We start from the raw sequence: 26,679 nt of genomic DNA, 5'->3' as shown, positions 1-26,679 counted from the left end.
TCATGCGTAGCCTGCTCGGACTTTGTCCGCTTTTTCTGGCTCTCTTGTTCGGCGCTGCGCCCGCTCTCGCCGGAAAGCGCGTGGCGCTGGTCCTTGCCAACTCGTCGTATCAGTACGCGCCGTCGCTCGCGAACCCCGTCAATGACGGTGCAGTGATGGCCAAGACGCTGAAGGACGCCGGCTTCGAAATTGTGGAGTCCCGGCATGATCTGTCCGCGTTGGAGACGCGGCGCGTGCTGCGCGATTTTGCCGATGTGACGCGCGATGCCGACATCGCCGTGATCTACTATGCCGGCCACGGCATCGAGGTCGAGGGCTCGAACTATCTGATCCCTGTTGACGCCAAGCTCGAACGCGACACCGATGTCTACGACCAGGGGCTGTCGCTCGACCGCGTTCTGGTCACGGTCGAGCCCGCCAAGCAGCTTCGCCTGGTGATCCTCGACGCCTGCCGCGATAATCCGTTCGGCAAGACCATGAAGCGCACGGTTGTCTCGCGCGGCATCGGCCGTGGCCTGGCCCAGGTCGAGCCGAACAGCCCCAACACGCTGATCGCGTATTCGGCCAAGGCCGGCTTCACGGCGCAGGACGGCGACGGCGCCAACAGCCCGTTTACGGTCGCGCTGTCGAAGCATCTGACGACGCCGGGCCTCGACGTCCGCCGCGCCTTCGGCTTCGTGCGCGACGACGTGCTCAAGTCGACCGGCAACAAGCAGGAGCCGTTCGTCTACGGCTCGCTCGGCGGCGAGGACGTGCCGCTGGTGCCGGTCAAGGTGGTCGCGGCCGCTCCGATGGCGCCGGTGGCGAACCCGCAGGCTGCCGATATCCGCCGCGACTACGAGCTCGCGCTCCAGGTTGGCAACAGGCCGGCCTGGGAGGCATTCCTGGCCCAGCATCCTGACGGCTTCTATGCGAATCTCGCCAAGCTTCAGGTCGAAAAAATCGGTGCCGAGCAGGCCCATGCGGCGGCCACCGAGAAGGCGAAGCAGGCCGAGGCCGAACGCGATCGTCTTGCCGCCCTCGGCGCGCAGAAGGATGCGCAGGCCAAGGCTGCGGCTGATGCGAAAGCCGCCGAGCAGGCGCAGCTCGCCGCGCAGAAGGCCAAGGAGCAGGTGCAGCAGCAGGCGGCCGCGGCCGAGCAGCAGCGCGTCAACCTCGCCGCCGCGGCGCCAGGTGCCGTACCCGCCAGCACGGCGAGCCCCGCCGGCACCAGCGTCGCTTCGCTGACGCCGACGACCGCGCCGGTCGACCTCAGCCGCTTGGTGCAGACCGAGCTCGGCCGCGTCGGCTGCTTCTCCGGGCAGGTCAATGGCAACTGGAATACGACTTCGCGGCGGTCACTGTCGCAGTTCAACCGCTATGCCGGCACCAGGCTCGACGTGAAAGTGGCGAGCACAGATGCGCTCGATACGGTCAAGTCAAAGCCGTCACGCGTCTGCCCGCTGGTCTGCGAGCACGGCTTCAAGGCCGACGGCGACACGTGCACGAAGATCGTTTGCCGTGAGGGCTATGCGATCAACGACGACAATGAGTGCGAGAAGCAGCGCATCGCCAAGCCTGCGACGGTCAAGCCTGCGACGGCCAAGCCCGCAGCCGCCAAGCGCGACGACGGCGATGAGCGTTCCGCACGGCAGCGCCGTCAGGCCGGTGGTGCGGCGGGCGGCTATGGCGCCGCCGCGGGCATTGCGGCTGCCGCGAGCGCCGGCCGCGCCTCGGGTGGCGGGCAGATTTTCTGCAATGGCGGCAGCTGCCGCCCGGTCAACCGCGGCTGTCATCTCGAATATCGCGGCGGCGGTGGCCCCGGCAACGACGCCAATGCCGAGGTGTGCAACTAGGATCGCGCCATCGACGTCGTCGTCTCGGCGCTTGCCGGGACGACGTCAGTTCGAGATCGCGCTTGCCGCGATGTTCACTGTCAGCGCCAGCAGCGCCGTGTTGTAGATGAACGACACGATGCCATGCGCGGTCGCGGTGCGGCGGATGGTCTTGTCGGTGATGCCGACGTCGGAGACCTGCGCGGTCATGCCGATCACGAACGAGAAATAGACGAAGTCCCAATAATCGGCGTGATCTTCCTTATCGCCGCTCGGAAACTGCAATCCGCCCGGCGGGTGCCGGTAGTAATCATGGGCGTAATGCAGCGCGAAGGTCGTGTGCACGGCGGCCCATGACAGCGCGATGGTGGCGATCGCGATGGTCAACTCCCACGCCCCGCGATGCGGCGTGCCGAGCTCAGACATGATCGCTGCGATGCTGGCGAAGGCGCCGATCGCCGTCACCAGCAGGATCACGAAGCGGCCGTCGTCCTGCATTGCGGCACTACGGCGGATGTGCTGCTGGTCGTTGCACAGCATCATCGCGTAGACCAGCACGAGATAAACCGCGATCAACGCATCCCAGCCGAACAGCAGCCGCGTCACCGGCCGGTGCGATCCCGGCAGCAGCAAGCAGACCAGGATGCCGGCAGCGAGCGCGATAAAGGTGCGCGGCCGCGCGTAAATCAGCCGCATCGGCCGCGACATCTTGCGGAAGCGGACGAGGACGGGATCGTCTTTGTCGGTGGCCATGATGGCTCCAGCCCTCTCGCTCAACTCTCGCTGTCGCTGCAGCGGCGGCCTGCTCCCTCGCCCCGCTTGCGGCGAGAGGGTTGGGGTTAAGGGGCGCCTCCGCAAGGACGGTGAGAGCTGGATTCGCGGAGGCTCCCCCTCACCCGATATTCAAGCCGCGCTTGAATATCGACCTCTCCCCGCAAGCGGGGCGAGGTGAAGATCGTGCACTACATCAGTTCTTCCGCTCGGCGACGAAGCGCGCGGCGGCCTGCAGAACGGCGGCGCGGTCGCCGAAGATCGACACGGCGCCGTCGGCCCGCGCGAGCAGGTCGCGCACGCGCTGCTTGGCGCCTTCGATGCCGAGCTGGGTGACGAAGGTGGTCTTGCCGAGCGCGGCATCGGCGCCGGCCGGCTTGCCGAGGGCCGCCGCATCGCCTTCAACGTCGAGCAGATCGTCGGCGATCTGGAAGGCCTCGCCGAGTGCGCGGCCGTAATCGTCGAGCGCCTGATATTCCTTTTGCGAGGCCTGGCCGAGGATCGCGCCCGCGATGCAGCCGTAGCGCAGCAGCGCACCGGTCTTCATCTGCTGAATGCGGGCGACATCGATCGGCTCGTTGCCGCCAAAACGGCCTTCGCCGGCGAGATCGAGAATCTGGCCGCCGACCATGCCGCCGATGCCGGCGCAGCGCGCCAGCGCGCGCGTCAGCAGGAGGCGCACATTGGCGTCGCGGTGGATCTCATCGCGGGTGACGATGTCGAAGGCGAGCGTCAACAGGCCGTCGCCGGCGAGAATCGCGGTCGCATCATCGGTCTTCTTGTGCAGGGTGGGGCGGCCGCGACGCAGGTCCGAATTGTCCATCGCCGGCAGGTCGTCATGGATCAGCGAGTAGCAGTGGATGCATTCGAGCGCGGCGCCCACGAGCAGCGCCGCTTCGCGGGGAACGCCGAATACGGCCGCGCTCTCGACCACCAGGAACGGCCGCAGACGCTTGCCGCCGTTGAGGCTCGAATAGCGCATTGCGTCCATCAGTCGCTTGGGACGGGCGATTTCATCGTGCAGGATGTCGTCCGCCAGCAGGCGTCCAAGCAGGGCTTCGGTGTCATCAGCGGTCTTGTCCAGGCGTTTGGCGAAATCGGACGGGGACGTGCCGGTCATCAAGAAGGGCTCCAGAACTAAAATTCGGCGGGACAATCCTTTATGCGCCCGCCCCAGTCAATCGTTTGGAAGGCCTAAAAACTGCTGGAAAAGGCCCGAATTATCACAGACTTAATGGCGGGATCCGTGGCCGCGTTTCATTTTGCGCCGGAAAGGTCGATTTGCGCATCGTCAAGATCCTGCTGGTAGCGCTCGTGGTCGTGGCTCTCGCGCCCTACGTGATCGCGCCGTTCTACCGCACCGGCCATCCCGTTTCGACGCTGATGGCCTGGCGGTCGCTCAGGGGTGCGCCGATGCATCGGGAGTGGATTGATCTGGCCGCGATGTCGCCCTCACTGCTGCGATCGGTGGTGGCGGCCGAGGACGCCCATTTCTGCAAGCATCATGGCATCGACTGGGGCGCGCTGCGCGAGGCGATCGACGATGCGAAGGAGGACGGCACGCCCTTCCGGGGCGCCTCCACCATCACCCAGCAGGTGGCAAAAAACCTGTTCCTCTGGCAGGGGCGGGATTTTGTCCGCAAGGCGCTGGAATTCCCGCTGGCGCTGTGGATCGATTTTGTCCTGCCCAAGGCGCGAATCCTGGAGATTTACCTCAACATCGCCGAGCTCGGCCCGCAGGGCCAGTTTGGGGTCGAGGCGGCCAGCGCCTATGCCTTTGGCAAATCGGCGGCCAACCTCTCGCCCCGGGAGGCGGCACTTCTGGCCTCGATCCTGCCCAATCCGGTCAAACGGAGCGCCCGGACCCCCGGGCCTGGCGTCCGCCGGCTGGCGGGGACCTATGTAGCGAGGGCGCAGGCGAACTCGCTTTTGACCTGCTGGCGGGAAAATCGCTGATTTTGAGCCCTTTTCGGACGTATTTTCCGGTCCAAAAGCCTAGATTTACGGCCAGCCTTCCTCTATAAGCCCGGCCTTGATCGGCATTCAGCTCGCCTCGGTTTGCGGGTGCTGAGCCGTCCCCTCGCGGACGATGCCCTGACAACACCAATCCCTAGAGGATATTGAAATGGCCGTTCCGAGAAGAAAAACCTCGCCGTCGCGTCGTGGCATGCGCCGCTCGGCAGACGCCATCAAGAAGCCCACCTATGCGGAAGACAAGGACTCCGGCGAGCTCCGTCGTCCGCACCATCTCGACCTCAAGACCGGCATGTACAAGGGCCGTCAGGTCCTGAAGAAGAAAGAGTCCTGAATTTAGGACCTTTCTCCGGGCAGGATCATTTCGCCTGCCTGATTTCGGCCACCCAATGAGATATGACAATGACGGCGGCGGAGCTAATGCTTCGCGGCCGCATTGTCCTGTCCGGATATCTTGATCGAGAAGGCATTTCGCCGATGGTCGGTTTCCCGCTGCTCCTGATCCCGCTCGCGGTCTACAACATCATCGCCTTCCTGATGCCGTCCGTGTCCTTTACGGACGTGCTGTTCAAGGTGCCGATGATCACGGGCGAGACCTGGCCGGTCACGCTTGCCGACGTGATGCTCGCGCTCGGTATCGTGTTGCTGCTGTTAGAGGTGGTCAAAGGCGCGCGGCCCGGCTCGAAATTCCTGATGGATCATCTGCTGTCGCTGATCGTGTTCGGTGCTGCCGCGGCCGAATTCGTGATGTGGCCCAAGTTCGGCAACTCCACCTATTTCCTGCTGGTGCTGCTCGCGATGGCCGATTTCCTCGGCGGTATCGCCCAGCGCACGCGCCGCCGCGTCACCTATGTCGCGGAGACGACAGTGCCGGCGCCGCGCAAGGCCAAGCGCCAGGCCGAAGCGGCAGCGGACGACGCGGCGCCCGAACCCAAGTTCGAGCCGGTGTCTGCGCCGGCGGTGCCACCCGCGCCTTCAGCGCAGTCGGTCGCCGAATCCGTGCTGAAGGATCATCCCGCGCCGAAGCCGGTGAACCCGCCCTCGCCGGAAATTCCCTCGCCGGATTTGCAACCGGGCAACGGCACGCCGCCGTCTCCCGACGCGCCGCGCTGATCGTGAGCTGCTGCCGCAATGGCGGTGCGCTCCCTCTCCCCGCAAGCGGGGCGAGGTGAAGGGCACCACCTCTCTCAGCAAATTCGTCGTGCTTAAGCCACCTGTCGCGTGCGCGCGGTGACGCTTCCGAGCGGGCGCTTGTCGCCATAGGCCATCTGCGCATCCTCGGACGAGGCGCGGCGGAGCCGGCTGGCCTGGGGCAGGTGCTCGGCATTGGCGATGAGTTGGGTGACGAAGCTCGGATCGGGACGGGGCAGCGGCGCCTTGTGGACCCACTGCAACGTCGGCAACAGCGGCACCAGGGCCGTGCCCGTGCCGTTGTCAGCGCATTCCGATCGATCAGTACTTAACATCGCAATCACCGTTGATCCGGCGAGGCCTGTCGCGTTTCGAGACGCTGGCGCCGGTGCGTGTCATGTACTCGCAAGGCCTATGCCGGCCGGGCCGGTTTGGTTCCGCGGGCCTGCGAAACATGGTTTCCAAATTGTTTATGAACTTTGCCTAGAGTCGGAGTCGAATCTGGCCGTATTCTGTGCCGACTCAGGACTCCCTGCTGTCCCGAAACGAGGCGATTTTGACCCCTGCATTGCCGCAAGCCTCCGACATCCTGGCCGCTCTTGGTCAGGCCGTTTTCGCCTGGGACATCGCCAGCGATTCCATCGTGTGGGGTGAGCAGGTCGCCAGCGTCTTTCCCGGCATCCCGCCCGAGCGGCTCGCGACTGGCGCCGAATTCGCCAAGCTGATCGAGCCCGCGCAGACGCTGCGGACCGCCGCGCTGGCGCAGACCTCGCCGGTGCACGGCGCCGACGGCACGCCCTACCGGGTCGAATATGGCGTGCGCATGAGCGCCGCCGATCCCGTGGTCTGGATCGAGGAGACCGGCCGCTGGTTCGCCGGCCCCGATGGCCGCCCGGTGCGCGCGATCGGCTCCATCCGCATCAACAATGAGCGTCACGCCCGGGACGAGGAGCTGACCAAGCTGGCTCGGCTCGATCCGCTGACCGGCGAGCTCAATCGTTCCCACCTGATCGCGGCGCTGGCCGAGGCGATCGAGGAGACGACCCGCTTCCGCTCGACCGCAGCCTTCATGCTGGTTGGCATCGATCATCTCGCCCGCGTCAACGACGCCTTCGGCTTCGATGTCGCGGACGCCGTGATCCTCGACGTGGCCAAGCGCATCCGCGCCCGCCTGCGCGGCGGCGACGTGCTCGGCCGTTTCTCCGGCAACAAGTTCGGCCTGATCCTGAAGAACTGCACCGTCGATGACATGAACGTCGCCGCCGAGCGCTTCCTTGCCGGCATCCGCGACGAGGTGGTGCCGACCAAATCCGGCCCGGTCTCGGTCACGGCGTCGATCGGCGCGGTCAGCGTGCCGCGTTATGCCCGCAGCACCGACGAGGCCGTCAATCGCGCCCATGAGACGCTGGACGCGGCCAAACAACGCCGCGTCGGTTCGTTCGCGGCGTGGCGCCCGGATGCCGCGCGCGACGCACAGCGCCGCGTCAATATCCGCGTCACCGACGAGATCGTCACGGCGCTGAACGAGCGCCGCATTAAGCTCGCCTATGAGCCGGTGGTCGCGGCCGCCTCGCGCGACTGCGCGTTCCACGAATGCCTGGTGCGGATGGACCAGGGCGACGGCCAGGTGCTGCTCGCGCCCGACATCGTGCCGGTTGCCGAACGGCTCGGCCTGATCCGCCTGGTCGATCACCGCGTGCTCGAGCTGGTGGTCGCCGAACTCGCGTCCGCGCCCGACATCTGCCTCAGCCTCAACATCTCGCCCGATACGACGATGGATCCGGACTGGTGGGCGGGAATTGAGTCGCTGATGCTGGCCCACCCCGGCGTCGCCGAGCGGCTGATCGTCGAGATCACCGAGACGGTCGCGATCCAGGACATCGATGACGTGCGCGGCTTCGTTACGCGGCTGAAGAATTTCGGCAGCCGCATCGCCATCGACGATTTCGGCGCCGGCTACACCTCGTTCCGAAACCTGCGCAAGCTCGGCGTCGACATCGTCAAGATCGACGGTGCCTTCGTGCAGAACATCACCCGTTCCGCCGACGATCGCGCCTTCGTGCAGACCCTGATCGACCTCGCCCGCCGCCTCGACATCAAGACGGTCGCCGAGTGGGTGCAGGACGAAGAGGCCGCCGCCATGCTGCGCGACTGGGGCTGCGACTACATCCAGGGCCGCCTGATCGGGCTCGCCTCAGCCGACCGCCCATGGGGCACGCCGCCGGACAGCGCGCTGCCTGCAGCAGGATAGAGCTGCGTCCCTTGCTTCGTCGGATAACGACGAGCTGCGCGGGGCTTTCCGCATGCTCGCTGTCATCGCCCGACTTGATCGGGCGATCCAGTATTCCAGAGACAGTTGTGTTTAAGCCGAGAGGCCGCGGCGTACTGGATGCCCCGGTCAAGCCGGGGCATGACAGCTGAGTGGGAGGCGCGCAGCTACGCGACGCAAATACCGGGCACCGCGACCTTCTGGAACAGATGCGGGCTCGCGACTGCGGATGAGGGGTAGGCGGCAATCTTTGCGCGGAAATCCGGGTGGGTGAAAGCGGCGCGGAAATGCGCGTTGGATTCCCACACCGCGTAATTCAGATAGGTCGGGCTGTCGCCGACGGCGCGGTGAAGCTGGGTGGAGATGAAACCGGGCTGGCGCTTCATGAAGGCGGCGTCGTCCTGCCAAGTCTTGAGGAAGCTCTGCTCATCCTCGGCGTCGAGCGTGAACACGTTCACGAGCACCACGGGGCCGGTTTCGAGCGCGATCTGACGGTCGATCGGGAAGGCAGGGTCGAGGGGACGCATGAGGGGCATGACATTGCTCCGGTCAATTTGGTGTCATAATGTCAATTCGACAGTCCCGGATATAGCTAATCGACATCATGATGTCAATACGGATCAATGGTGCCAAATGAACAAGACCAAACGGACCCCGGCGGGCGAAGCGCTGACCGGCCTCATCCTCGACATGTTCCGCGCCAACAGCCTGCTTCTGACCGCTGGCGACCGGCTGGTGACGTCGCTCGGCCTCACCAGTGCGCGCTGGCAGATCCTGGGGGCGATCGCCGACGCCGAGCGCCCGGAGCCGGTCGCCTGGCTCGCCCGCAATCTCGGCGCCAATCGCCAGAACGTGCAGCGCATCGTCAACGACCTCGCGCGTGATGGTCTCGTTGTCTTCGAGACCAACCCGCATCATCGCCGGGCGCAGCTTGTGGTGCTCACCGACAAGGGCAGGCAGGTCTACGACGCCGCCGGCCGCTTGCAGGTCCCGTGGGTCAACGGCCTTGCGGATGGATTGTCGGTCAGGGATATCGACGTGGCCCATCGCGTCGTGACCGCACTGCGAGCCGGTCTGAAAGACGCCGGTGAAGCGAACGAGTAAGCAAGCGAGGCGCCGGGGGACACGAGGCGTACATCGTGTGAGCCCATTTCGGACTCAAATCCGCCGCCGACTCAATCGATGTATCCAAATGCGGTTGGAGGCATGTCCTGAGTTGGGGAATTTGCCATGAGTGATGAAGATTTAATGCGTCATAAGAGACAGAAGCTGATTTCCACTGCCGAAGATACCGTGCGTGACGAGTCTTTCGAACTCTTGTCGCAGCAGCTCTGCGAAGGCGCTAGCTTTTCGGACGATGAATCCCCGTCGAACGACGTTTTTTTGCTTCTTGAGGAGAATGCGCGGCTTCGTGCACTTGCCATCAGCCTTTCCAGCCTGGTCGGAGACCTCTCCGAACGGGAGTGGAGCAATGCGCTCGCATCGGCCGATCGTGCCACGCTCAATCGCCTGAGGTCGTGTCGGGCGTAACGATAGAGAGAGCGTCGCGGTGAAGCGGAGCGTCACGCCACGCGTCTGACCGCGCTCAGTCGCTCGATCGTGCGTCCGACCTCGGCTGCCGGGCACGGCCTGCCGAAATAGTAGCCCTGGACTGCGGTGCAGCCGCATTCGCGGACGAAGTCGAGCTGCTCGATGGTCTCGACACCTTCCGCCGTGGTCTCGACGCCGAGCACGGAGCCGAGGCTGGCGATGGTGCGAACGATGGCGACGCTCTCCGGGCTCTCGCCGAGCGTGCCGACGAAGGAACGGTCGATCTTGATGCGGTCGAACGGAAACTTGCGCAAATAGCTCAGCGAGGAATAGCCGACGCCGAAATCGTCGAGGCTGACACGCACGCCAAGAGCGCGGAGCTGGTGCAGGATCTCGATCGTCGCCTCGCTGTCGTCGAGCAGCGCGGTCTCGGTGACCTCGAGCTCGAGCCGCTGCGGCGGCAGGCCGGCTTCCGCAAGCGCGCTCGCGACCATCGCCACCAGTCCGCGCGAGCGGAACTGCACCGGCGACAAATTGACCGCGACGGTGACATCGGGCCAGGACGCCGCGGTCGCACAGGCCGTGCGCAGCACCCATTCGCCGATCGGGACGATCAGCCCGTTCTCCTCCGCGAGAGGAATGAATTCGGCCGGCGAGACCAAGCCGCGGGAGGGGTGTTTCCAGCGCAGCAGCGCCTCGAAACCGGTGAGCTCGGTGGTGTCGAGCCGCACCTGCGGCTGGAACACGAGGTGAAATTCGCGTGCCTCAAGCGCGCCACGCAGATCGTGCTCCAGCGCGTGCCGGCCGCGCGCCTGTTCCTCCATCTCGGGCTCGAACAGCTGGTAGGCGCCGCGCCCCTTGGCCTTGGCCTGGTACAGCGCAAGGTCGGCGCATTTCATCAGCTCGTCGGCATCGAGCCCGTGATCGGGCGCGATCGCGATGCCGACGGAAACGCCGACATGGATCGACTGGCTTTCCAGCGGCGGCGGGTGGCCGATGATCTCGACCAGGCGGCGGGCGAGCCGTTCCGCCGATTGCGGCTGCGGTCCGCGCTGGAGAACGGCGAACTCGTCGCCGCCGAGGCGGGCGACGGTGTCATGCTCGCCGACATTCTCCTTCAGCCGTGACGCGACCCAGCGCAGAAGCCGATCGCCGGCGGCGTGGCCGAGGCGGTCGTTGACCGTCTTGAAATTATCGAGGTCGAAGCACAGCACGGCCATCGCTCCGCCGGCGATCGCGACCTGGTTCAGTCCCTCGCCCATTTTCTCGCGGAACAGCGTGCGGTTGGGCAGGTCGGTGAGTGAATCGTGCTGCGCCATGTGCGCCACGCGGGCCTGGGCCTTGTGGCGCTCGGTGACGTCCTCATAGGTGACAACCMAGCCGCCGTGCTCCATCCGCTTGTGATTGAGCTTGATGATGCGGCCGTCGTTCAGGTGACGGTGCAGCGTGTGTTCGCCCTCGCGCAGCCTTTCGACATAGTCGGCATAGATCCTCGCGGCGGTCGTGTTCGGATGGATGCCGAGGTCGCAGCTATGCTCCATGATCTCGCGCATCGAGACGCCGGGCTTCACGACATCGGGCGACAGCCCATACATCTCGATGTAGCGGCGATTGCAGACGATGACGCGCAGGCTCGCATCGAGCATGCACAGGCCCTGGCTCATGTTGTTCAGCGCCGCGTCGAAGCGGCGGTATTGCTCGCTCAGCTCTTCGATCGCGCGCTCGCGGTCGGTGATGTCCTCGTAGGTGGCGACGAAGCCGCCCTCGGGCAGCGCGCAGTAGCGCACCGAGATCACGGTGTCGTTCGACATGCGCCGGCGCATCGGCGAGGAATCGTGGTTCGCGATCCTCGCGCTGGCGGCTTCCAGCAGCTGTTGCGGACTGTATTCGGAAGTGAACGCCCCGTTCACCATCGACCGCTCGATCAGCTCGCCGAGATGCGTGCCAGGCCTGGTTTCCTCCGGCGACAGCCGATAGATCTTGCGGTAGGTGGTGTTGCAGACGCGCAGGCGCATGTCGCTGTCGTAGAAGGCGAGCCCGTGCGCCATGTTCTCCAGCGCCGCATCGAGGATGAAGTTCTGTTGCCGCAGCGCTTCTTCGTACTGCAGCCGCTCGGTGACGTCCTCATGCACCGTCACCCAGCCGCCGTCGGGCAGGAAGCGGGACACCGCCTGCACCATCCGGCCGTCATAGCGCATCACCAGCAGGGTCTTCGCTTTCCTGGCGCGCACGTCCTCCAGGCGCGTGTGGCGGAATTCGTCAATCGGCATGCCCGGCAGGTTGCCGCGCGACATCCAGTGTTCGATCACTGAGCAATGCGAGACGCCCGGCTTCACGATGTCGGGGTCGAGATTGTAGAGGTTCAGAAACCGCTCATTGCAGACGACGACACGGCTGTCGCCATCGTACATGATGAGGCCGTGCGACATGTTGGCGAGCGCGTGCTGGCTGCGCTCCGTCTGCACGCGTAATTCCGCCTCGAGCCGGGCGAGGCGGCTGACGTCATCGCAGATCGTCATCCAGCCGCCGCCGGGAAGCGGCTTCAGCTCGAGCGCCATGACGAGTCCGCTCGCCAGTTGCTGCTCCGTGCGGAACGGCTTCCCGCCTGCGATCTGCGCGATCCGCTTCGTATACAGCGCGTCGAGCTCGTCCTGAGGAAAGTTGCCGCGCGCCGCGCTGTGTGCGAGCACCTCGCGGTAGCTCGTGCCGACATGCACGATGTCGGCCGACATGTCGAACAGCGACAGATAGCTCTGGTTGACCAGCACGATCCGGTTGTCGGCGTCGTAGACGCAGACGCCCTGCTCCATGTGATCGAGCGCAAGCTGGCTCAGCCCGACGAGGGCCTGCGGGCCCTCTGCGTGGCGTGCACGAAGCTCGTTATCGCGGATCGGCGTCATGGGATCGACGGGTCTCGGCCGGCAATAGACTTAACGCAACGTAGTTCAGCCACTGAGCGTAGCGAAGAGGCCGGAAAATTCCCTTAAGCGCAGTAGTTTACGGAGGGTGACTGGGGATGCGTAGAGTGTGTGCCGGCGCGCGAATGCGGAAGTGCCTGCAAGCCAGAGTTGGCCGAGAGCCTGCAACAAATCAGGTGTCGTCCCTGCGAACGCAGGGACCCATGACCCCAGGGCGCAGTTTGGCGAAGACTGATCCGGAATGATCTTCCCGCGGTACCGGCGTCTGGGCTCACAGGTAGATCACGCGGTATGGGTCCCTGCGTTCGCAGGGACGACGGCGGATGTTGGGCCCGACCTTACCCTACGGCCCGTACAGCACGAGTTCCGTGTCCGTGAGGTCGCCGAGCTGCGGCCGGTGCGGGCCCTTGAAATATTTACGACCGCGCCGCTCGGTGTAGATGCCGGCGAGGCCGGGTATCGGGCCATTGGAGTCGATCGCCACCGAGATCTTGCCAAGTCGCAGCAGCAGCCGGCCGATGCGGCCTGCGCAGGCGGCGTATTCGGCGGCGCTGCGGCAATAGATCAGCTTCATCGCCGGCGGTGCGATGAAGCCGCGGCGGATGCGCACCGGCTGCAGGACGAAGGGGAACGTTCCCTTCGGCGTGCGGCAGACCAGGCTGAGGCAATTGTAGCGTGCATGCCGCGTGAGGAGCTGCGTCTCGTCGTCGGTCAGCCCCTCGATCGCCTTGGCGTGCTGCGAGATGACCTCGATCTTGCTCCAGCGCGGAGGGCGCGCGAGTGCAGGCACGGAGAAGAAGATGCCGTGGCAATAGGCACGAAAGCCCTGCGTCTCGATGATCGGCCAGGTCCACGGCGCCGGGCTGATGTTGAGATAGGTGACATCCTTGTGCCGCTGCGCGATCTTGGTCAGCAGCGGGGCGTAGTTGCGGTAGGCCGGATCGACATACCAGCTCGACAAATTGCACTGGATGGCGGCCTCTTCGCCGTGCTTTCGCGCCGTGTAGATCAGCAGCAGCACGCCGACGGGCGCGCCGTCATTGTCGAGCATGTAGCCGAAGCGCGGATAGCCCTCCGGCACGGGCCGGAAGGCCTGTCGGCGCAGCCCCTGAATCCAGTAATTGCGCGAGCGGCCGACGAAGCCGCGCGTCAGCAGGTCCGCGACCGCATCGACGTCGGCCTCGGTGATCTCGCGGCATCGGACCTTGGTGTGGATCACGCTCGTTTTACCCGTGGAAATGGGAGGCCTCGTTCGCTCTATCGTTTCAGCATGATCTTTCGGAAAACCGCCCCGCAGTTTTCCGGATCACGCTCTAGCGCCAGCCTTCACCATGGGCATCGGCCGTGGCTAACGGCTGCATGCCCATGATCTCCCGCACCTTGGCGGGCCAGGCGGCGAGATCGGTGCCGTGGGTGTGGAACATGGCGACGGCCAGGCGGTCCATGCCGAAGGCGACGCAGCCGGTGTGGGCCGGTTCGCCATTGGCGTCCTGGATGCCCCAGGTCGTGCCAAAATGTTCGCGGTGATAGTTGAAGCTCATGCAGGCGGTCGGCTGATCCTCCGAGCGGAGCGGGATCAGGAGCTCGAACTTGAGCTGCTGCTGCTTCTGGCTCACTGCCTTGATCTGACCGACGCGGCCGAAGAAGGGGTCGCTGGCATAGTCGACGCGGAAGGTCAGGCCGAGGTCGCGGGCAATCGCCTGCGCGCGCACCATCCAGCGCTCGCGGAAATCGGCGACGTCGTCGGGGCTGCCGATGCAGACATATTCGCGCATCCGGAACGATTGCAGCCGGTCGAGATGTTTCGACGGCTCGCGGCGGAAGCAGTCGGCGGCGACGTCGAAGCGCAGGCCGCCCTTCGGCAAAGGTCCGCGGCTCGCCGCGATCGGATAGACCGGGTAGCACGCGGCGGGCGACAGCACGAGGTCGGCCGGCGAGAGCGATGAAGTCCAGTCGCCGCCGGCGTCGAAGCGGCTCACCGCCGCGTTGATCTCGCGTTCGGTGCCGTGCAGGCCGCAGACGCAGCCGAGCAGGTTCGGAAAACTCTTGAGATAGCCGGATTTCTCGAGCTGGGCCCGGCTCATCACCGGCGGAAAGCGCATGACCTCGGTGCCGGCCTCGCGATCGCTCGTGATCAGCGCGGCGAGACGCTCGACGACGCCCTCATAGAGCGCGGTGCGGGCGTAGACGCCGTCCGAGCCCATGGGGTGGAACAGCTTGTCGGCGAGATGATCGAGCGGATCTGCGATTTGCGGCGCGGTCTCGGGCGAGTTGGGGAGAACAGCAATGTTCATGTTCGACTTCCTGCTATCTGAAATTGTTCTTTTTGGCCGAAAGGCACGTCAGTCGCGAAGGCTTTCTAGTCCCGAAGGCTTGCCGGAATGCCGCTCATCAGCGTCGACGTGGCGGCGTTGGCGAGAATGCGGTCGTTGTTGATCATGATCGGTGAGGACAGCACGTCGCGCAGGTGGCGGCCCATGGTGAACTCGCCGTCGTTGCGGTAGCCGGAGAGGCCCGCGGTGCGCATCGCATGCATCACGGTCTCGACCGCGAGCTCGGAGGCCTGCACCTTCAACAGCGTGATCGAAGACTGGAAATCGAGCGAGCTCAGCGCGCGCTCGTCATGTTCGGCGCGGGCAAAGGTGTCGACATTGGCTGCGATCAGCGCGCGCAGCTTGGCCAGCGACATCTTCGCGGCCGTGAAATGCGCCGCGGCCGGCGGCATCTGGCCGCCCGAGGTGCGGGCCGCCTTGCGAACGAAAGCCTGCGCACGGGTCACGGCCGCAGCCGCGATGCCGGCCCAGGCCGAGGACCAGCACAGATGCGCGAACGGCGTCATGGTCTGGGCATGGATCTTGTCATAGGATTCCGGGAAGATGCGGTCGGCCGGGCAATCGACCTTCAGCTCGAAGCCGGTCGAGCAGGTGCCGCGCATGCCGAGCGTCTCCCAGCCCTGCGTCTGCTTCAGCGAATAATCGTCCTTGGCGAGCGCCAGCAGAACCTGGTCGGAGGCCGCGGCCTCGGTGGCGCGGCGGGCGATGGTGACGAGGCCGTCGGCCTCCGCACCGTAGGAGATCACGGTGGCGTCGCGCATCAGCGAGACTGCGTCGCCGGCGTGGTCGACTGCCGCGGCGCTAGCGCGGATGTTGCCGCCGTTCTGGCCTTCGGTGGTGGAGGAGGCGAGCAGCCACTGGTCGCGGGCGACCCGGCGCATCATCGTTTCCATCCAGGGGATGCCGTGGCCGTGCCTGATGACACAGGCGACCTTGGTCGTGTGCATCGCATAGATCATCGCGGTCGAGGCGCAGGCGCGCCCGAGCGTGTAGCAGATGTCGGTGACGTCGTAGATCGAAGCGCCAAGGCCGCCGAACTCGACCGGGATCATGACGCCGAGCAGTTTCTGCTCACGCGCGACCTCGAAAGCCTTGTGGGGGAAGCGGGCGTCGCGATCGACCCCGTCCGCGTCGGCCGCCGCCGCAGTGGCGGTCCGGGTGGCGCGTTCGATGAGGGAGGGGCCGTGTTCGAGAAAGCTCGTTTGCGTTTCGTCGACAGTGAGGACTGCTTCACGCACGTTCATACTCGTCCGCCTCCGGTTTGCCGTTCAGGATCGCCGGCATCATTCGCGATGCCGTGCAAGCGATCCTCCGACCATTTTGCTTGTGAGACGAGGCTACGGATTTAATTCAAATTCGTCGATGAAATAGAGGGTAAACAAACCGCAATTCCCAACGAACAGTTAAGTTCGGGTTGTTTGCATCGCCGACAATTCCGTGATCGCGTTAGGGATCTGGAAGAACCCGGAATTCCAGACAATCTGAGTCATCGTTTACTAAGAAAGGCGAAGTAATGGTGGCGCCCATTGTGGGATCGGCCCGTCGCGCCCATCGTAGCCGGCAACCGGTCCGACCGTTGAATAGACAGATGGGAATTTACCGATGCAGGCCTTCGATACCGACGTGCGCGATCGCGTCATCAAGCTGGTGAAGGGCATCCTCGAGCAGAACTCGCTCACCGCGGACATCACGCCACAGGCGAGGCTCGTCGATGCGGGCCTGACCTCGATGGACATGGTCAATCTGATGCTCGGCGTCGAAGCCGAGTTCGACTTCACCATCCCGCAGTCCGAGATCACGCCCGAGAACTTCCAGTCGGTCGAGACGCTGGAGCGGATGGTCGCGAACCAGCTGCAGCTGGCCGCGGCGGCTTAATTAGACGTACCTATCTCTCCCCGGGTCGTCCCTGCGAACGCAGGGACCCATACCGCGGAATCTATCGATCGTTGAGGGTCGCAGTACAGAACGACGAACCCTCGCCAAACTGCGCCCTGTGGCTATGGGTCCCTGCTTTCGCGGGGACGACATCGAGTGTGAGGCGAGCACTCCACGCCCCTCACAGCACCGGCATCGCCCCACCACCCCCGTTTCAAAATCGCCGCAAAACTGGCATAGCTTAACCATGTCGCACATAGCTGACAGGGTGGAGCAGGCATGACGCAGGCGGTATTGGGCATCATTGGTGGCTCCGGCATCTACGATCTGCCGGGTCTCGAGGGTGCGCGCGAAGAAGTGATCAAGAGCCCCTGGGGCGAGCCGTCGGCCCCTCTGCGGCGCGGCTCGATTGCCGGCCTGCCGATCGTGTTCCTTCCGCGGCACGACAAGGGTCACCGGCTGTCGCCCTCCGACATCAACTATCGCGCCAACATCGATGTTCTGAAGCGGGCCGGCGTCACCGACCTGATCTCGCTCTCGGCCTGCGGCTCGTTCAGGGAGGAGCTGCCACCCGGCACCTTCGTTCTCGTCGACCAGTTCGTCGATCGCACCCACAAGCGCGAGAGCTCGTTCTTCGGTCGGGGCTGTGTCGCGCATGTGTCGATGGCGCATCCGGTCTCGCCGCGGCTTCGTATCCATCTTGGGGCGGCAGCCGAAGCCGAGGGCATCGCGTTTGCGCGCGGCGGCACCTATGTCTGCATGGAGGGGCCGCAATTCTCCACCTATGCGGAAAGCATGACCTACAAGACATCGGGCTATTCCGTGATCGGCATGACCAACATGCCCGAGGCAAAGCTCGCGCGTGAGGCCGAGATCTGCTACGCCACGGTCGCGATGGTGACGGATTTCGACTGCTGGCATCCCGACCACGACGCCGTCACCGTCCAGGACATCATCCGCGTGCTGACCTCGAACGCCGACAAGGCGAAGGCGCTGGTGGCGCGGCTCGCGACGGATTTTCCGCGCGAGCACGAGCCGTGCCCGATCGGTTCGGACCGCGCGCTCGACACCGCGTTGATCACGGCGCCCGAGGCGCGCGATCCCGAGCTCTTGAAGAAGCTCGATGCGGTGGCCGGGCGCATCCTGCGGGCGTGATACGAAAGGCAGAATGCCATGAAGGTTGACGGCAAGCATTTTCGCAGCATCTGGCGCGAGCGCGATGGCTGGTCGGTCGGCGCGATCGACCAGCGCCGGCTGCCGCATGAGTTCGTCATCGCTAAGCTGACTTCTTGCGAAGACGCTGCGGTCGCCATTCGCGACATGCTGGTGCGCGGCGCGCCGCTGATCGGTGCAACCGCGGCCTACGGCATGGCGCTCGCCATGCGCGAGGACTCATCAGACGCCGGCCTCAAGCGCGCCTATGACACGCTGGTCGTGGCGCGGCCGACCGCGATCAATCTGAAATGGGCGCTCGACGAGATGCGCACGGCGCTCGCGCCGGTCGATCCGGTTGAACGGGCGGAGGCGGCCTATGCGCGCGCCGACGAGATCGTCGAGCAGGACGTCGAGATCAACCGCGGCATCGCCGGCAACGGCTTGAAGCTGATCGAGGCGATCGTCGCAAAGAAGAAGCCGGGCGAGACCGTCAACGTGCTGACCCATTGCAATGCCGGCTGGCTCGCCACCGTCGACTGGGGCACCGCAACGGCGCCGATCTATCTGGCGCATGAGCGTGGCATCAAGATCCATGTCTGGGTCGACGAGACCCGTCCGCGCAACCAGGGCGCCTCGCTCACGGCCTGGGAGCTCGGCCATCACGGCGTGCCGCACACGGTGATCCCCGACAACACCGGCGGACACCTGATGCAGCACGGCATGGTCGACCTCGCCATCGTCGGCACCGACCGCGTCGCCGCCAATGGCGATGTCTGCAACAAGATCGGCACATATTTGAAGGCGCTTGCCGCGCACGACAACGGCGTGCCGTTCTATGTCGCATTGCCGTCGCCGACGATCGATTTCGCCGTTGATGACGGCATCCGCGACATTCCGATCGAGCAGCGCAGCGGCACGGAGGTGACCGACATGACCGGCCGCACCGCCGACGGCCGGCTGGAGACGGTGCGCATCGTGCCGGAGGGCTCGCCGGTCGCGAATTACGCGTTCGACGTGACGCCGGCGCGGTTGGTCACTGGTCTCATCACGGAGCGCGGTGTGCTGAAGCCGGATAGAGCATCGCTGGCGGCCGCCTTTCCGGAGCGGATCGCCGCCGCGGCGGAGTAGTCAGTCTGCCAGGCGAGATGGCTCTACGCCGTCATTGCGAGCGCAGCGAAGCAATCCAGAATCCCTGCGCGGAAAGACTCTGGATTGCTTCGTCGCTTCGCTCCTCGCAATGACAGGCTAGACTAGCGCAGCTTCAGCCCCGTCGCCGCCTCGAGCTCGGCGATGGCCTGGGCCCCGCTGGCTACCTTGATCGTCGTCATGCCCATCTCGCGCGCGGGTTTTAGATTGACGCCGAGATCGTCGAGATAGACGCAATTCTTCGGATCGACCCTCAGCGTCTCGACCATCATCCTGTAGATGCGCGGGTCGGGCTTGCGCAGGCCGATCTTGGCGGATTCGATGACGTGGTCGAACAGAACCATCACCTCGGCGATGTAGAGTGAGCGCCCGGTCATGCTGCCGATCGCGTTGGCAGGCAGATTGTTGGTGATACAGCCGGTCTTGAATTGCGCCTTGATGCGCTTGAGAGCTTCGACCATCTCGGGACGCAGATCGCCCTGAAGCAGCGGCAGCACGTCGCGGCCGCGCACCTCCGCGCCGAGCGCGCGCGATTCTTCCGCGAAGAGCTTGTCGAAGGTGTCGATGTCGACCTCGGCTCGCTCGAACTTGGCCCAGGCGTTTTCCAGATGATTGGCGGCGTTGGTGCGCCGGATGATGTCGACGGGCAGACCGCGCTCGGTCTCGTACCGCGCGAACGCCTCGAACGGCGAGCTCGTCAGCACGCCGCCAAAATCAAAGATCACAGCCTCGATCGTCAAGATCCCGCCCTCGTCAATTCCTTCCCAAGAGCGCTAGCATGCGCTATCGGCAAGGGCCAGTCCGAAGCAATCCCGCCGTCACCGATGCTGACGCCAAAGCGTGTTCCCATGAAGAAGCTTGCAACCCTCATCGCAGCCGCGCTGCTGCTCGCTACGCCCGCACACGCCATCGTCGGCGGCGGCACGCCGCAGGCCGATGGTGTCGCGCGCGCGGTCGTCACCATCGTCGGCTCGCGTGGCAATTTCTGCACCGGCAGCCTGATCGCTCCGAAGGTCGTGCTGACGGTTGCCCACTGTGTGCAGCCCGGCGCGGACTACAAGATCGTCGATCGCGGCGCTGACGGTGCGCCGCAATTGCTGAATGTGCGTACCGTCGCGATCCATCCGAACTTCAACATGCAGGCAATGCAGGCGCATCGCGCCACCGCGGACGTGGCATTGTTGCAACTGGAAATTCCACTCAAGGGAAAATCGACGGTGTCGGTCGGTGCGCCGACCATTCCAATCCAGGTTGGCAGCCGCTTCGTCATCGCCGGTATCGGCGTCACCGTCCGTGGCGACGGCAAGAGCGGCGGCGCGACGCGCGTTGCCGGGCTCGTGGCCACGGGCCAGCCCGGCACGTTCCAGATCCGGCTGGTCGATCCCGTAACCAACGGTGTTCGCGACGGAATTGGCGCCTGCACCGGCGATTCCGGCGGTCCGGTGTTCGAGGACAAGCCGAACGGTCCGGTGCTTGTCGGCGTCATCAGCTGGTCCACGGGACCGAACGGCGCCGCCGGCTGCGGCGGATTGACCGGCGTCACGCCGCTCACCCTCTATCGCGACTGGATTTTGCAGACCGCGCGGAGCTGGGGTGCGGCGTTATAGTTTGACCGCGAATTGATCTGTGTCATTTTGAAGTGGAAGCGCGATGGGCGACCATGCCCGTCGCGGAGGAAACGCGCCGTCCGGTCAAGGGCGGCCACAAAAACAAGCAAGGCACAGAAGCAACAATGAATGTCGCTGTCCGCAGTCACGCCACAACCAAGCAGGCCTCTGAACATTTCGACGTGCTGATCGTCGGTGCCGGCATCTCCGGCATCGGCAGCGCCTATCACATCGAAAAGCAGCTTCCCGGCACGAGCTACGTCATCCTGGAAACGCAGGCGACGTTCGGCGGCACCTGGAGCACGCATCGCTATCCCGGCATTCGCTCGGACAGCGATCTCCATACCTTCGGTTATAGCTTCAAGCCCTGGGTCGGCCCGCCGATCGCGACCGCCGAGGAAATCCTCACCTACATGAACGAGGTGATCGAAGACAACGATATCGCCCCGCACATCCGCTACAAGCACCAGATCAATTCCGCGAGCTGGTCGAGCGAGCAAAATCTCTGGACCATCGAGGCGACGACGACCGACACCGGCGAGGCGAAAACGTTCACCGCCAACTTCCTCTGGATGTGCCAGGGCTATTATCGCCATTCCGAAGGCTACACGCCGGAATGGAAGGGCATGGACCGCTTCAAGGGCCGCATCGTCCATCCGCAGAGCTGGCCCGACGATATCGACCTCGCGAACAAGAAGGTCGTCGTGATCGGCTCGGGCGCGACCGCGGCGACGCTGGTGCCGAACATCGCCGACGCCTGCGCGCATGTCACCATGCTGCAGCGCTCGCCGACCTATTTCCGGCTCGGCCGCAACGCCATCGAGATCGCCGAGGAGCTGCGCCGGCTTCAGGTCGACGAGGAATGGATCCACGAGATCGTCCGCCGCAAAATATTGTTCGAGCAGGATGCTTTCACAAAGCTCTGCATTGCCAAGCCGGAGCAGGTGAAGAAGGATCTGATCGACCAGATCCGCGCGGTTCTCGGGCCGGACTACGACGTCGAAACGCATTTCACGCCGACCTACCGGCCGTGGCGGCAGCGTATCGCCTTTGTGCCCGATGCCGATCTGTTCAAGGGCATCGCCAGCGGCAAGGCCTCCGTCGTCACCGACGAGATCGAATGTTTCGTCGAGAACGGCATCCAGCTCAAGTCCGGCAAGCTGCTGGAAGCCGACGTCGTCGTCACCGCAACCGGCTTCAATCTTGCGGCGCTCGGTGACATCGCCTTCGAGATCGACGGCAAGCCGCTCGCCTTCGGCGACACCGTGACCTATCGCGGCATGATGTTCACGGGCGTGCCGAACATGGTCTGGGTGTTCGGCTATTTCCGTGCGAGCTGGACGCTGCGCGTCGACGTCGTCGCCGATTTCGTCTGCCGGCTGCTCGGCCACATGAAGGCCAAGGGCACGAAGAAGGTCGAAGTCAGGCTGCGCGCTGAAGACCACAACATGCCGATCCTGCCCTGGATCGATCCGGAAAACTTCAACCCCGGCTACATCATGCGCAACATGGACCTGCTCCCCAAGCGCGGCGACAAGCCGGAATGGCAGCACAGCCAGGATTACTGGATCGAGAAGGACGAGATCCCGAAGACGGATCTGGATGACGGGGCGTTTGTTTACGGGTGAGTGATTGTTCGTGTGAGGGGCGGTAGCGATTGCCACGCACACGGCTGTCGTCCCGGGGCGCGAAGCGAGCCCGGGACCCATACTCCCAGGCAGTGGTTCTAGGGCGAACCGCTCACTCCGAGTCTTCGCCAAACTTCTCCCTGTGGTTATGGGTCCCGGGCTCGCTTCGCGCCCCGGGACGACACTGTTGGTCGGGCGAACTGCGTCTCAACTCATTTGCAGTGCTGCTACGAATTCCTTCTCGTCGCATTCGTTGCAATCGCGGCCGCAGCCGTCCTATTCTCCACGCCGAGCTTCGCGTAGATCTGCTCCAGGTGCTTGTCGACGGTGCGCGGGCTCAAGCCCAGGATCTGCGCGATGTCGCGGTTGGTCTTGCCCTTGCTGAGCCAGGCCAGCACTTCGCCCTCGCGGGTGGTGAGGCCGAGCTCGCTGGTGAATTCGGGTGGCAGCGCAGTGCCGGACTCCTTGGACAGCCGCAGCAGGAACTCGTTCGGCGCGGTTTCGCCCATGTAGTAGAGCCGCAGTTGCGGATTATCGGGCAGGGGAGCCGCCTGCGACTTCGAGCTGCCCTTGTCCTTCGCCTGCTCCAGCCATTGCAGGAGTGATGGCGGCAGGACGAAGTCGTCGGCCTGCGCGCCATGATGATCGGCCAGCAGTTTTTGCGCCTGCGGGGTGGCCCAGAGCACGTGGCCCTGGCGGTTGACCGCGAACAGGAAGCGGCCGGAGACGTCGAGCGCGGCGCGCGCGCTCTGGGTCAAGCGGGCGTTGCCGAGATGGACACGGATGCGCGCCAGCATCTCCTCGATCACAATCGGTTTTGTCACGTAGTCGACACCGCCGGCCTCCAGCCCGCGCACGATGTGCTCGGTCTCCGCAAGGCCCGTCATGAAGATCACGGGCACGTTGGCAACGCCCGCATCGCGCTTGAGCCGGCGGCAGGTCTCGAATCCGTCCATGCCGGGCATCACGGCGTCCAGCAGCACGATGTCGGGGGTGATCTGGTCGACGATGCGCATCGCGGCCGCGCCGTCGAGCGCCACCATCACCGTCATCCCGGCGCCGTCGAGCGCGTCGGTCAGGAGCCGCAGCGTCTCCGGGGAGTCATCGACAACGAGCGCGACATCGCGCTTCCTCGACTCAATGCTCATGCGCATGCAACGTCTTCAATGTGGCCATGTACCGGTCGAGATCGAAGCGGTCGACCAGCGACCGCATTTCCGCGACGAAGTCGGCATGCTCGGGGTGCTCGCTGCCGATCTCGTCCAGCTTTAACTGGATGCCCTTGACGTAGCCGATCTGGCCCAGCCCCATCAGCGCCTCGATGTGCCGCACCGGTGGCCTTGATCCGCTCTCGAGCCGCCAGAACGGCACCGCGATCTGGTCCGAGCCGTACTGCCATTCGATCTTCAGGAGCTGGCGGATCGTCTCCAGCAGCCGCGGGATGTCGATCGGCTTCATCAGATAGCCGTCGTGGAAGGGCTGTGCCAGCGGCGTGCCGTGAGCCTCCAGCGCGCTCGCCGACACCATCAGGATGCGCGCCTGGTGATGGCCGCTCGTGCGCAAGGCCTCCGCGACGGCCCAACCGTCCATGGCGGGCATCGAGATGTCGAGCAGGAACAGGTCGGGCCGGCAATGCTGCGCCAGCGCGAGGCATCCTGGCCCATCGGGTGCGCTGAGCAGGATGAAGCCGAGCGGCGCCAGCACCTCGCGCAGGAGGTCGCGATGCACGGGGTCGTCGTCGGTGATGAGAATGGTCTTGCGTGCGCCCCGATAGCCGGAGACCGGCGCCTCCACCGGCGCGATGCGCAGCGGATTGGCGACTTCCGACAGCAGGAGCTTGACCTTGAAGGTGCTCCCGGCGCCAACCGTGCTCAAGACCTTGATGTCGCCGCCCATGACGCCGGCGAGCAGCCGGCTGATGGTCAGGCCCAGTCCGGTGCCGGTCTGCGGCTGCGAGACGCCGAGCGCGCCGCGCTCGAAGGGCGCAAAGATGCGTTCGAGATCGTCGCCCTGGATGCCGGGGCCGGTGTCGATCACTTCGAACTCGGCAACGGGGCTGCGATAGTGCACGACGAACTGCACGCTGCCGGTCTGGGTGAACTTGATCGCGTTGGAGAGCAGATTGATCAGCACCTGGCGCAGCCGCTTCTCGTCGGCGTAGACCACGACCGGCAAATGCGCGGGCCGCCTGAACACGAAGTCGATGCCCTTGGCGGCCGCCTGGAGACGGAACATGCCGACGAGCTGGTCGAGGAAATCGCTCAGCCGCACCTCGTCGCGCGACAGATACAGCCGCCCCGCCTCGATCTTGGAGATATCCAGGATGCCGTCGATCAGGCCGGAGAGGTGATCGGCGCTGCGACGGACGACGCGGACCTGGTCGCGCGGCTTGGTGTTGAGCGTTGCGTCCTGCTCGAGGAGCTGGGCATAGCCGCTGATCGCGTTCAGCGGCGAGCGCAGCTCATGGCTCAGGCCCACCACGTAGCGGCTCTTGGCGAGGTTGGCGGATTCGGCGACCTCCTTGGCGCGCTGAAGCTCGGCGTCGGTGCGCTTGTGCGCGTCGATCTCCTGGATCAGCAGCGTCGTCTGCCGCCGTGTCTCGGCCTCGGCGGCGCGGCGGCTCTGCTGCGCCAGCACGAACAGCCAGGCCACCACGCCGATGATGATGCTGAGCGAGAAGAACACCTTCCAGAGCACGTTCGAGACGAGCAAATTCTCGCCGGGCACGCTCGCCGAGGTCTGAAGATAGATCAGTCCCAGCACCAGCGCGACGAGGCCGGCGGAGACCACGAACACGCCGATATAGTGGCCGAACTGCGAGTTGATCCGCCGGTAGATCGGTTCGGGAAGAATCCTGCCGAGCGCTTCGGCGAACTGCACCTGCGCCCGCGCATGCGGCTTGCAGAGGTCGTGGCAGCGTGCATCGAGCGAGCAGCACAGCGAGCAGATCGGGCCGGCGTAAGCGGGGCAGGACGTCATGTCCTCCGGCTCGAAACTGTGCTCGCAGATACAGCACTGGATCGACTCGATGTTGGCCCAGCTCCTCTTCGGCTTGCGCGCGATGTAGTACTTTCCGTCGGTGAGCCAGGCGATGACCGGCGCGGTGACGAAGGCGACCGTCAGCGCGACGAAGGCTGCGAGCGACTTCATGGTCGGGCCGAACAGGCCGTAGAACGCCGCGATCGAGACGATGGTCGCGATCGTCATGGCGCCGACACCGACCGGATTGATGTCGTAGAGATGGGCGCGCTTGAACTCCATCTGCGGCGGACGCAAGCCGAGTGGCTTGTTGACGACGAGATCGGCGACGAGCGCGCCGACCCAGGCGATCGCGACGTTGGAATAGAGCGCCAGCGTCTGCTCCAGCGCCTTGTAGACGCCGATCTCCATCAACAGCAGCGCCACCATCACGTTGAACACCAGCCAGACCACCCGGCCGGGATGGCTGTGCGTCAGACGCGAGAAGAAGTTCGACCAGGCGATCGAGCCGGCATAGGCGTTGGTGACGTTGATCTTGAGCTGCGACAGGATCACGAACGTTCCGGTGAGCGCCAGCGCCAGATCCGGCTGCGACAGCACGTAGCGAAACGCTTCGAGATACATATGCGCGGGCTCGGCCGCCAGCTCGCCCGAGAGGCCGTGGCTCAGCGCAAAGAAGGCGAGAAAGGAGCCCAGCAACAATTTCAGTGCGCCGAAGATGATCCAGCCCGGGCCCGCGATCAGCAGCGCGATCCACCACGACGTTCGCGACGTGCGGCGGTCGCGCGGCAAAAACCTGAGGAAGTCGACCTGCTCGCCGATCTGCGCCACCAGCGAGAACACCACGGAGGATGCGACACCGAACAGCAGCAGATCGAAATGCCCGCTCGGGTCGCCATGCTCGCCGGCGAACTTGCGCCACTCCGTGAACGAGTAGGGGTTGGCCCAGGCGATCGCGGCAAAGGGCAGGATGTGCAGGATGATCCAGATCGGCTGCGTCCAGAGCTGGAAGCGGCTGATCAGCGTGATGCCGTAGGTCACGAGCGGAATGATCGCCACTGCGCTGATGAGGTAGCCGATCGGGCGTGGAATGCCGAAGCACATCTCCAGCGCCGTTGCCAGGATCACCGCCTCGATGGCGAAGAAGATGAAGGTGAAGGAGGCGTAGATCAGCGAGGTGACGGTCGAGCCGATATAGCCGAAGCCGGCGCCGCGGGTGAGGAGGTCAATGTCGATGCCGCATTTGGCTGCGTAATAGGCAATCGGCACGCCGCAGAAGAAGATGATGATGGAGACGACGAGGATCGCGGCGCTGGCGTTGGTGACGCCGTAGTTCAGCGTGATGGTGCCGCCGATCGCTTCCAGCGCCAGGAAGGAGATGGCGCCGAGTGCAGTGTTGGCGACACGGGCGGCAGACCAGCGGCGTGCGCTCTTGGCGGTGAAGCGCAGCGCGTAGTCTTCCAGCGTCTGGTTGGCGACCCACTGGTTGTACTGGCGCCTGACGCGGTCTATTCGCTGCCGCCCTGCCACTCGTTACCCCACTCCCGAT

Annotated in this window: 23 protein-coding genes; 12 read left to right on the top strand and 11 right to left on the bottom strand. The window is 64.9% G+C overall.

The window, feature by feature from the left end; translation table 11 throughout:
- The first annotated feature begins 2 nt into the window (after positions 1-2).
- Positions 3-1,835 carry a caspase family protein gene (locus AC1DW2_RS19340; RefSeq protein WP_477006957.1) on the top strand — a complete coding sequence of 611 codons (1,833 nt, stop codon included), beginning with the start codon at positions 3-5 and terminating at the stop codon, positions 1,833-1,835.
- Positions 1,836-1,880: 45 nt separating this feature from the next.
- On the opposite strand, the gene AC1DW2_RS19335 is transcribed toward AC1DW2_RS19340, so the two are convergent.
- Together AC1DW2_RS19335 and AC1DW2_RS19330 are read right to left on the bottom strand one after the other, a co-directional pair.
- Positions 1,881-2,567 (bottom strand): DUF1345 domain-containing protein, encoded by a 687-nt coding sequence (locus AC1DW2_RS19335; RefSeq protein ID WP_477006956.1) that lies wholly within the window; start codon positions 2,565-2,567, stop codon positions 1,881-1,883.
- A 214-nt stretch (positions 2,568-2,781) separates the two neighbouring features.
- Positions 2,782-3,705, bottom strand: coding sequence for a polyprenyl synthetase family protein (locus AC1DW2_RS19330; RefSeq protein ID WP_063980019.1), 924 nt, complete (start codon positions 3,703-3,705; stop codon positions 2,782-2,784).
- A gap of 161 nt (positions 3,706-3,866) precedes the next feature.
- On the opposite strand from AC1DW2_RS19330, the gene mtgA reads away from it, so the two are divergent.
- From mtgA to AC1DW2_RS19315, 3 genes are all read left to right on the top strand, one after another.
- Positions 3,867-4,541: a monofunctional biosynthetic peptidoglycan transglycosylase gene (gene mtgA / locus AC1DW2_RS19325; RefSeq protein ID WP_477006955.1), complete on the top strand. Its 675-nt coding sequence runs from the start codon at positions 3,867-3,869 to the stop codon at positions 4,539-4,541.
- A gap of 169 nt (positions 4,542-4,710) precedes the next feature.
- Positions 4,711-4,893: a 50S ribosomal protein L32 gene (rpmF, locus tag AC1DW2_RS19320; protein WP_028149139.1), complete on the top strand. Its 183-nt coding sequence runs from the start codon at positions 4,711-4,713 to the stop codon at positions 4,891-4,893.
- A 143-nt stretch (positions 4,894-5,036) separates the two neighbouring features.
- Positions 5,037-5,672, top strand: coding sequence for a hypothetical protein (locus tag AC1DW2_RS19315; RefSeq protein ID WP_071917057.1), 636 nt, complete (start codon positions 5,037-5,039; stop codon positions 5,670-5,672).
- A 92-nt stretch (positions 5,673-5,764) separates the two neighbouring features.
- Here the strand turns inward: AC1DW2_RS19315 and AC1DW2_RS19310 are convergent, their stop codons facing one another.
- Positions 5,765-6,025 (bottom strand): hypothetical protein, encoded by a 261-nt coding sequence (locus AC1DW2_RS19310; RefSeq protein WP_071909032.1) that lies wholly within the window; start codon positions 6,023-6,025, stop codon positions 5,765-5,767.
- A 221-nt stretch (positions 6,026-6,246) separates the two neighbouring features.
- Here AC1DW2_RS19310 and AC1DW2_RS19305 point away from each other — a divergent pair, with 221 nt between their 5' ends.
- The gene (locus tag AC1DW2_RS19305; protein ID WP_477006954.1) at positions 6,247-7,941 is read left to right on the top strand and encodes an EAL domain-containing protein; all 1,695 of its coding nucleotides are present in this window, start codon (positions 6,247-6,249) and stop codon (positions 7,939-7,941) included.
- Between the two features lie 185 nt (positions 7,942-8,126).
- On the opposite strand, the gene AC1DW2_RS19300 is transcribed toward AC1DW2_RS19305, so the two are convergent.
- Positions 8,127-8,495, bottom strand: a complete 369-nt coding sequence (locus tag AC1DW2_RS19300) for an antibiotic biosynthesis monooxygenase family protein (protein WP_477006953.1) — start codon at positions 8,493-8,495, stop codon at positions 8,127-8,129.
- A 97-nt stretch (positions 8,496-8,592) separates the two neighbouring features.
- On the opposite strand from AC1DW2_RS19300, the gene AC1DW2_RS19295 reads away from it, so the two are divergent.
- Entirely contained in the window at positions 8,593-9,063 is a 471-nt protein-coding gene (locus AC1DW2_RS19295) for a MarR family winged helix-turn-helix transcriptional regulator (protein WP_063980015.1), read from the top strand.
- A 126-nt stretch (positions 9,064-9,189) separates the two neighbouring features.
- Positions 9,190-9,489, top strand: a complete 300-nt coding sequence (locus AC1DW2_RS19290; protein ID WP_063980014.1) for a hypothetical protein — start codon at positions 9,190-9,192, stop codon at positions 9,487-9,489.
- 32 nt (positions 9,490-9,521) lie between these two features.
- Here AC1DW2_RS19290 and AC1DW2_RS19285 read toward each other — a convergent pair whose 3' ends face one another.
- The 4 genes from AC1DW2_RS19285 to AC1DW2_RS19270 all read right to left on the bottom strand — a co-directional run bounded on the left by AC1DW2_RS19285 (position 9,522) and on the right by AC1DW2_RS19270 (position 15,984).
- Positions 9,522-12,389 carry a PAS-domain containing protein gene (locus AC1DW2_RS19285; protein WP_477006952.1) on the bottom strand — a complete coding sequence of 956 codons (2,868 nt, stop codon included), beginning with the start codon at positions 12,387-12,389 and terminating at the stop codon, positions 9,522-9,524.
- A gap of 361 nt (positions 12,390-12,750) precedes the next feature.
- Positions 12,751-13,626 carry a hypothetical protein gene (locus AC1DW2_RS19280; protein WP_063980012.1) on the bottom strand — a complete coding sequence of 292 codons (876 nt, stop codon included), beginning with the start codon at positions 13,624-13,626 and terminating at the stop codon, positions 12,751-12,753.
- Between the two features lie 94 nt (positions 13,627-13,720).
- Complete coding sequence (locus tag AC1DW2_RS19275) at positions 13,721-14,701, bottom strand: amino acid--[acyl-carrier-protein] ligase (RefSeq protein WP_063980011.1); 981 nt, start codon at positions 14,699-14,701, stop codon at positions 13,721-13,723.
- A 65-nt stretch (positions 14,702-14,766) separates the two neighbouring features.
- A complete protein-coding gene (locus AC1DW2_RS19270) occupies positions 14,767-15,984 on the bottom strand; it encodes an acyl-CoA dehydrogenase family protein (RefSeq protein WP_231143714.1) in 1,218 nt (405 codons plus the stop codon).
- 358 nt (positions 15,985-16,342) lie between these two features.
- Here AC1DW2_RS19270 and AC1DW2_RS19265 point away from each other — a divergent pair, with 358 nt between their 5' ends.
- The 3 genes from AC1DW2_RS19265 (at position 16,343) to mtnA (ending at position 18,898) form a co-directional block, all read left to right on the top strand.
- Positions 16,343-16,615: a phosphopantetheine-binding protein gene (locus AC1DW2_RS19265; protein ID WP_063980009.1), complete on the top strand. Its 273-nt coding sequence runs from the start codon at positions 16,343-16,345 to the stop codon at positions 16,613-16,615.
- Positions 16,616-16,894: 279 nt separating this feature from the next.
- Positions 16,895-17,770 carry an S-methyl-5'-thioadenosine phosphorylase gene (locus AC1DW2_RS19260; protein WP_063980008.1) on the top strand — a complete coding sequence of 292 codons (876 nt, stop codon included), beginning with the start codon at positions 16,895-16,897 and terminating at the stop codon, positions 17,768-17,770.
- Positions 17,771-17,788: 18 nt separating this feature from the next.
- Positions 17,789-18,898, top strand: a complete 1,110-nt coding sequence (gene mtnA / locus AC1DW2_RS19255) for an S-methyl-5-thioribose-1-phosphate isomerase (RefSeq protein ID WP_063980007.1) — start codon at positions 17,789-17,791, stop codon at positions 18,896-18,898.
- A 122-nt stretch (positions 18,899-19,020) separates the two neighbouring features.
- Here the strand turns inward: mtnA and AC1DW2_RS19250 are convergent, their stop codons facing one another.
- On the bottom strand, positions 19,021-19,656 hold the full coding sequence (locus tag AC1DW2_RS19250; RefSeq protein WP_063980006.1) for an HAD-IA family hydrolase: 636 nt from the start codon (positions 19,654-19,656) through the stop codon (positions 19,021-19,023).
- Between the two features lie 108 nt (positions 19,657-19,764).
- Here AC1DW2_RS19250 and AC1DW2_RS19245 point away from each other — a divergent pair, with 108 nt between their 5' ends.
- The gene (locus tag AC1DW2_RS19245; RefSeq protein WP_063980005.1) at positions 19,765-20,523 is read left to right on the top strand and encodes a S1 family peptidase; all 759 of its coding nucleotides are present in this window, start codon (positions 19,765-19,767) and stop codon (positions 20,521-20,523) included.
- Positions 20,524-20,648: 125 nt separating this feature from the next.
- Complete coding sequence (locus tag AC1DW2_RS19240) at positions 20,649-22,151, top strand: flavin-containing monooxygenase (RefSeq protein WP_477006951.1); 1,503 nt, start codon at positions 20,649-20,651, stop codon at positions 22,149-22,151.
- 227 nt (positions 22,152-22,378) lie between these two features.
- On the opposite strand, the gene AC1DW2_RS19235 is transcribed toward AC1DW2_RS19240, so the two are convergent.
- Both AC1DW2_RS19235 and AC1DW2_RS19230 read right to left on the bottom strand, forming a co-directional pair.
- Positions 22,379-23,305: a response regulator gene (locus AC1DW2_RS19235; RefSeq protein WP_014491159.1), complete on the bottom strand. Its 927-nt coding sequence runs from the start codon at positions 23,303-23,305 to the stop codon at positions 22,379-22,381.
- Entirely contained in the window at positions 23,289-26,660 is a 3,372-nt protein-coding gene (locus AC1DW2_RS19230) for a hybrid sensor histidine kinase/response regulator (RefSeq protein WP_477006950.1), read from the bottom strand. The genes AC1DW2_RS19235 and AC1DW2_RS19230 overlap by 17 nt, the downstream gene beginning before the upstream one ends.
- Positions 26,661-26,679 lie beyond the last annotated feature (19 nt).

The sequence above is a fragment of the Bradyrhizobium sp. P3_C3 genome, from assembly GCF_056402655.1.
The sequence above is the reverse complement of the archived record's forward strand: the minus strand, read 5'-3'. Positions and strand labels throughout refer to the sequence as shown.

Excerpts from the sequence above, each read along its gene's own strand:
- AC1DW2_RS19340 (WP_477006957.1), top strand. The coding sequence starts at position 3 with ATGCGTAGCCTGCTCGGACTTTGTCCGCTTTTTCTGGCTCTCTTGTTC.
- AC1DW2_RS19335 (WP_477006956.1), bottom strand. The coding sequence starts at position 2,567 with ATGGCCACCGACAAAGACGATCCCGTCCTCGTCCGCTTCCGCAAGATG.
- AC1DW2_RS19330 (WP_063980019.1), bottom strand. The coding sequence starts at position 3,705 with ATGACCGGCACGTCCCCGTCCGATTTCGCCAAACGCCTGGACAAGACC.
- rpmF (WP_028149139.1), top strand. The coding sequence starts at position 4,711 with ATGGCCGTTCCGAGAAGAAAAACCTCGCCGTCGCGTCGTGGCATGCGC.
- AC1DW2_RS19315 (WP_071917057.1), top strand. The coding sequence starts at position 5,037 with ATGGTCGGTTTCCCGCTGCTCCTGATCCCGCTCGCGGTCTACAACATC.
- AC1DW2_RS19310 (WP_071909032.1), bottom strand. The coding sequence starts at position 6,025 with ATGTTAAGTACTGATCGATCGGAATGCGCTGACAACGGCACGGGCACG.
- AC1DW2_RS19300 (WP_477006953.1), bottom strand. The coding sequence starts at position 8,495 with ATGCCCCTCATGCGTCCCCTCGACCCTGCCTTCCCGATCGACCGTCAG.
- AC1DW2_RS19295 (WP_063980015.1), top strand. The coding sequence starts at position 8,593 with ATGAACAAGACCAAACGGACCCCGGCGGGCGAAGCGCTGACCGGCCTC.
- AC1DW2_RS19290 (WP_063980014.1), top strand. The coding sequence starts at position 9,190 with ATGAGTGATGAAGATTTAATGCGTCATAAGAGACAGAAGCTGATTTCC.
- AC1DW2_RS19275 (WP_063980011.1), bottom strand. The coding sequence starts at position 14,701 with ATGAACATTGCTGTTCTCCCCAACTCGCCCGAGACCGCGCCGCAAATC.
- AC1DW2_RS19270 (WP_231143714.1), bottom strand. The coding sequence starts at position 15,984 with ATGAACGTGCGTGAAGCAGTCCTCACTGTCGACGAAACGCAAACGAGC.
- AC1DW2_RS19265 (WP_063980009.1), top strand. The coding sequence starts at position 16,343 with ATGCAGGCCTTCGATACCGACGTGCGCGATCGCGTCATCAAGCTGGTG.
- AC1DW2_RS19260 (WP_063980008.1), top strand. The coding sequence starts at position 16,895 with ATGACGCAGGCGGTATTGGGCATCATTGGTGGCTCCGGCATCTACGAT.
- mtnA (WP_063980007.1), top strand. The coding sequence starts at position 17,789 with ATGAAGGTTGACGGCAAGCATTTTCGCAGCATCTGGCGCGAGCGCGAT.
- AC1DW2_RS19245 (WP_063980005.1), top strand. The coding sequence starts at position 19,765 with ATGAAGAAGCTTGCAACCCTCATCGCAGCCGCGCTGCTGCTCGCTACG.
- AC1DW2_RS19240 (WP_477006951.1), top strand. The coding sequence starts at position 20,649 with ATGAATGTCGCTGTCCGCAGTCACGCCACAACCAAGCAGGCCTCTGAA.
- AC1DW2_RS19235 (WP_014491159.1), bottom strand. The coding sequence starts at position 23,305 with ATGCGCATGAGCATTGAGTCGAGGAAGCGCGATGTCGCGCTCGTTGTC.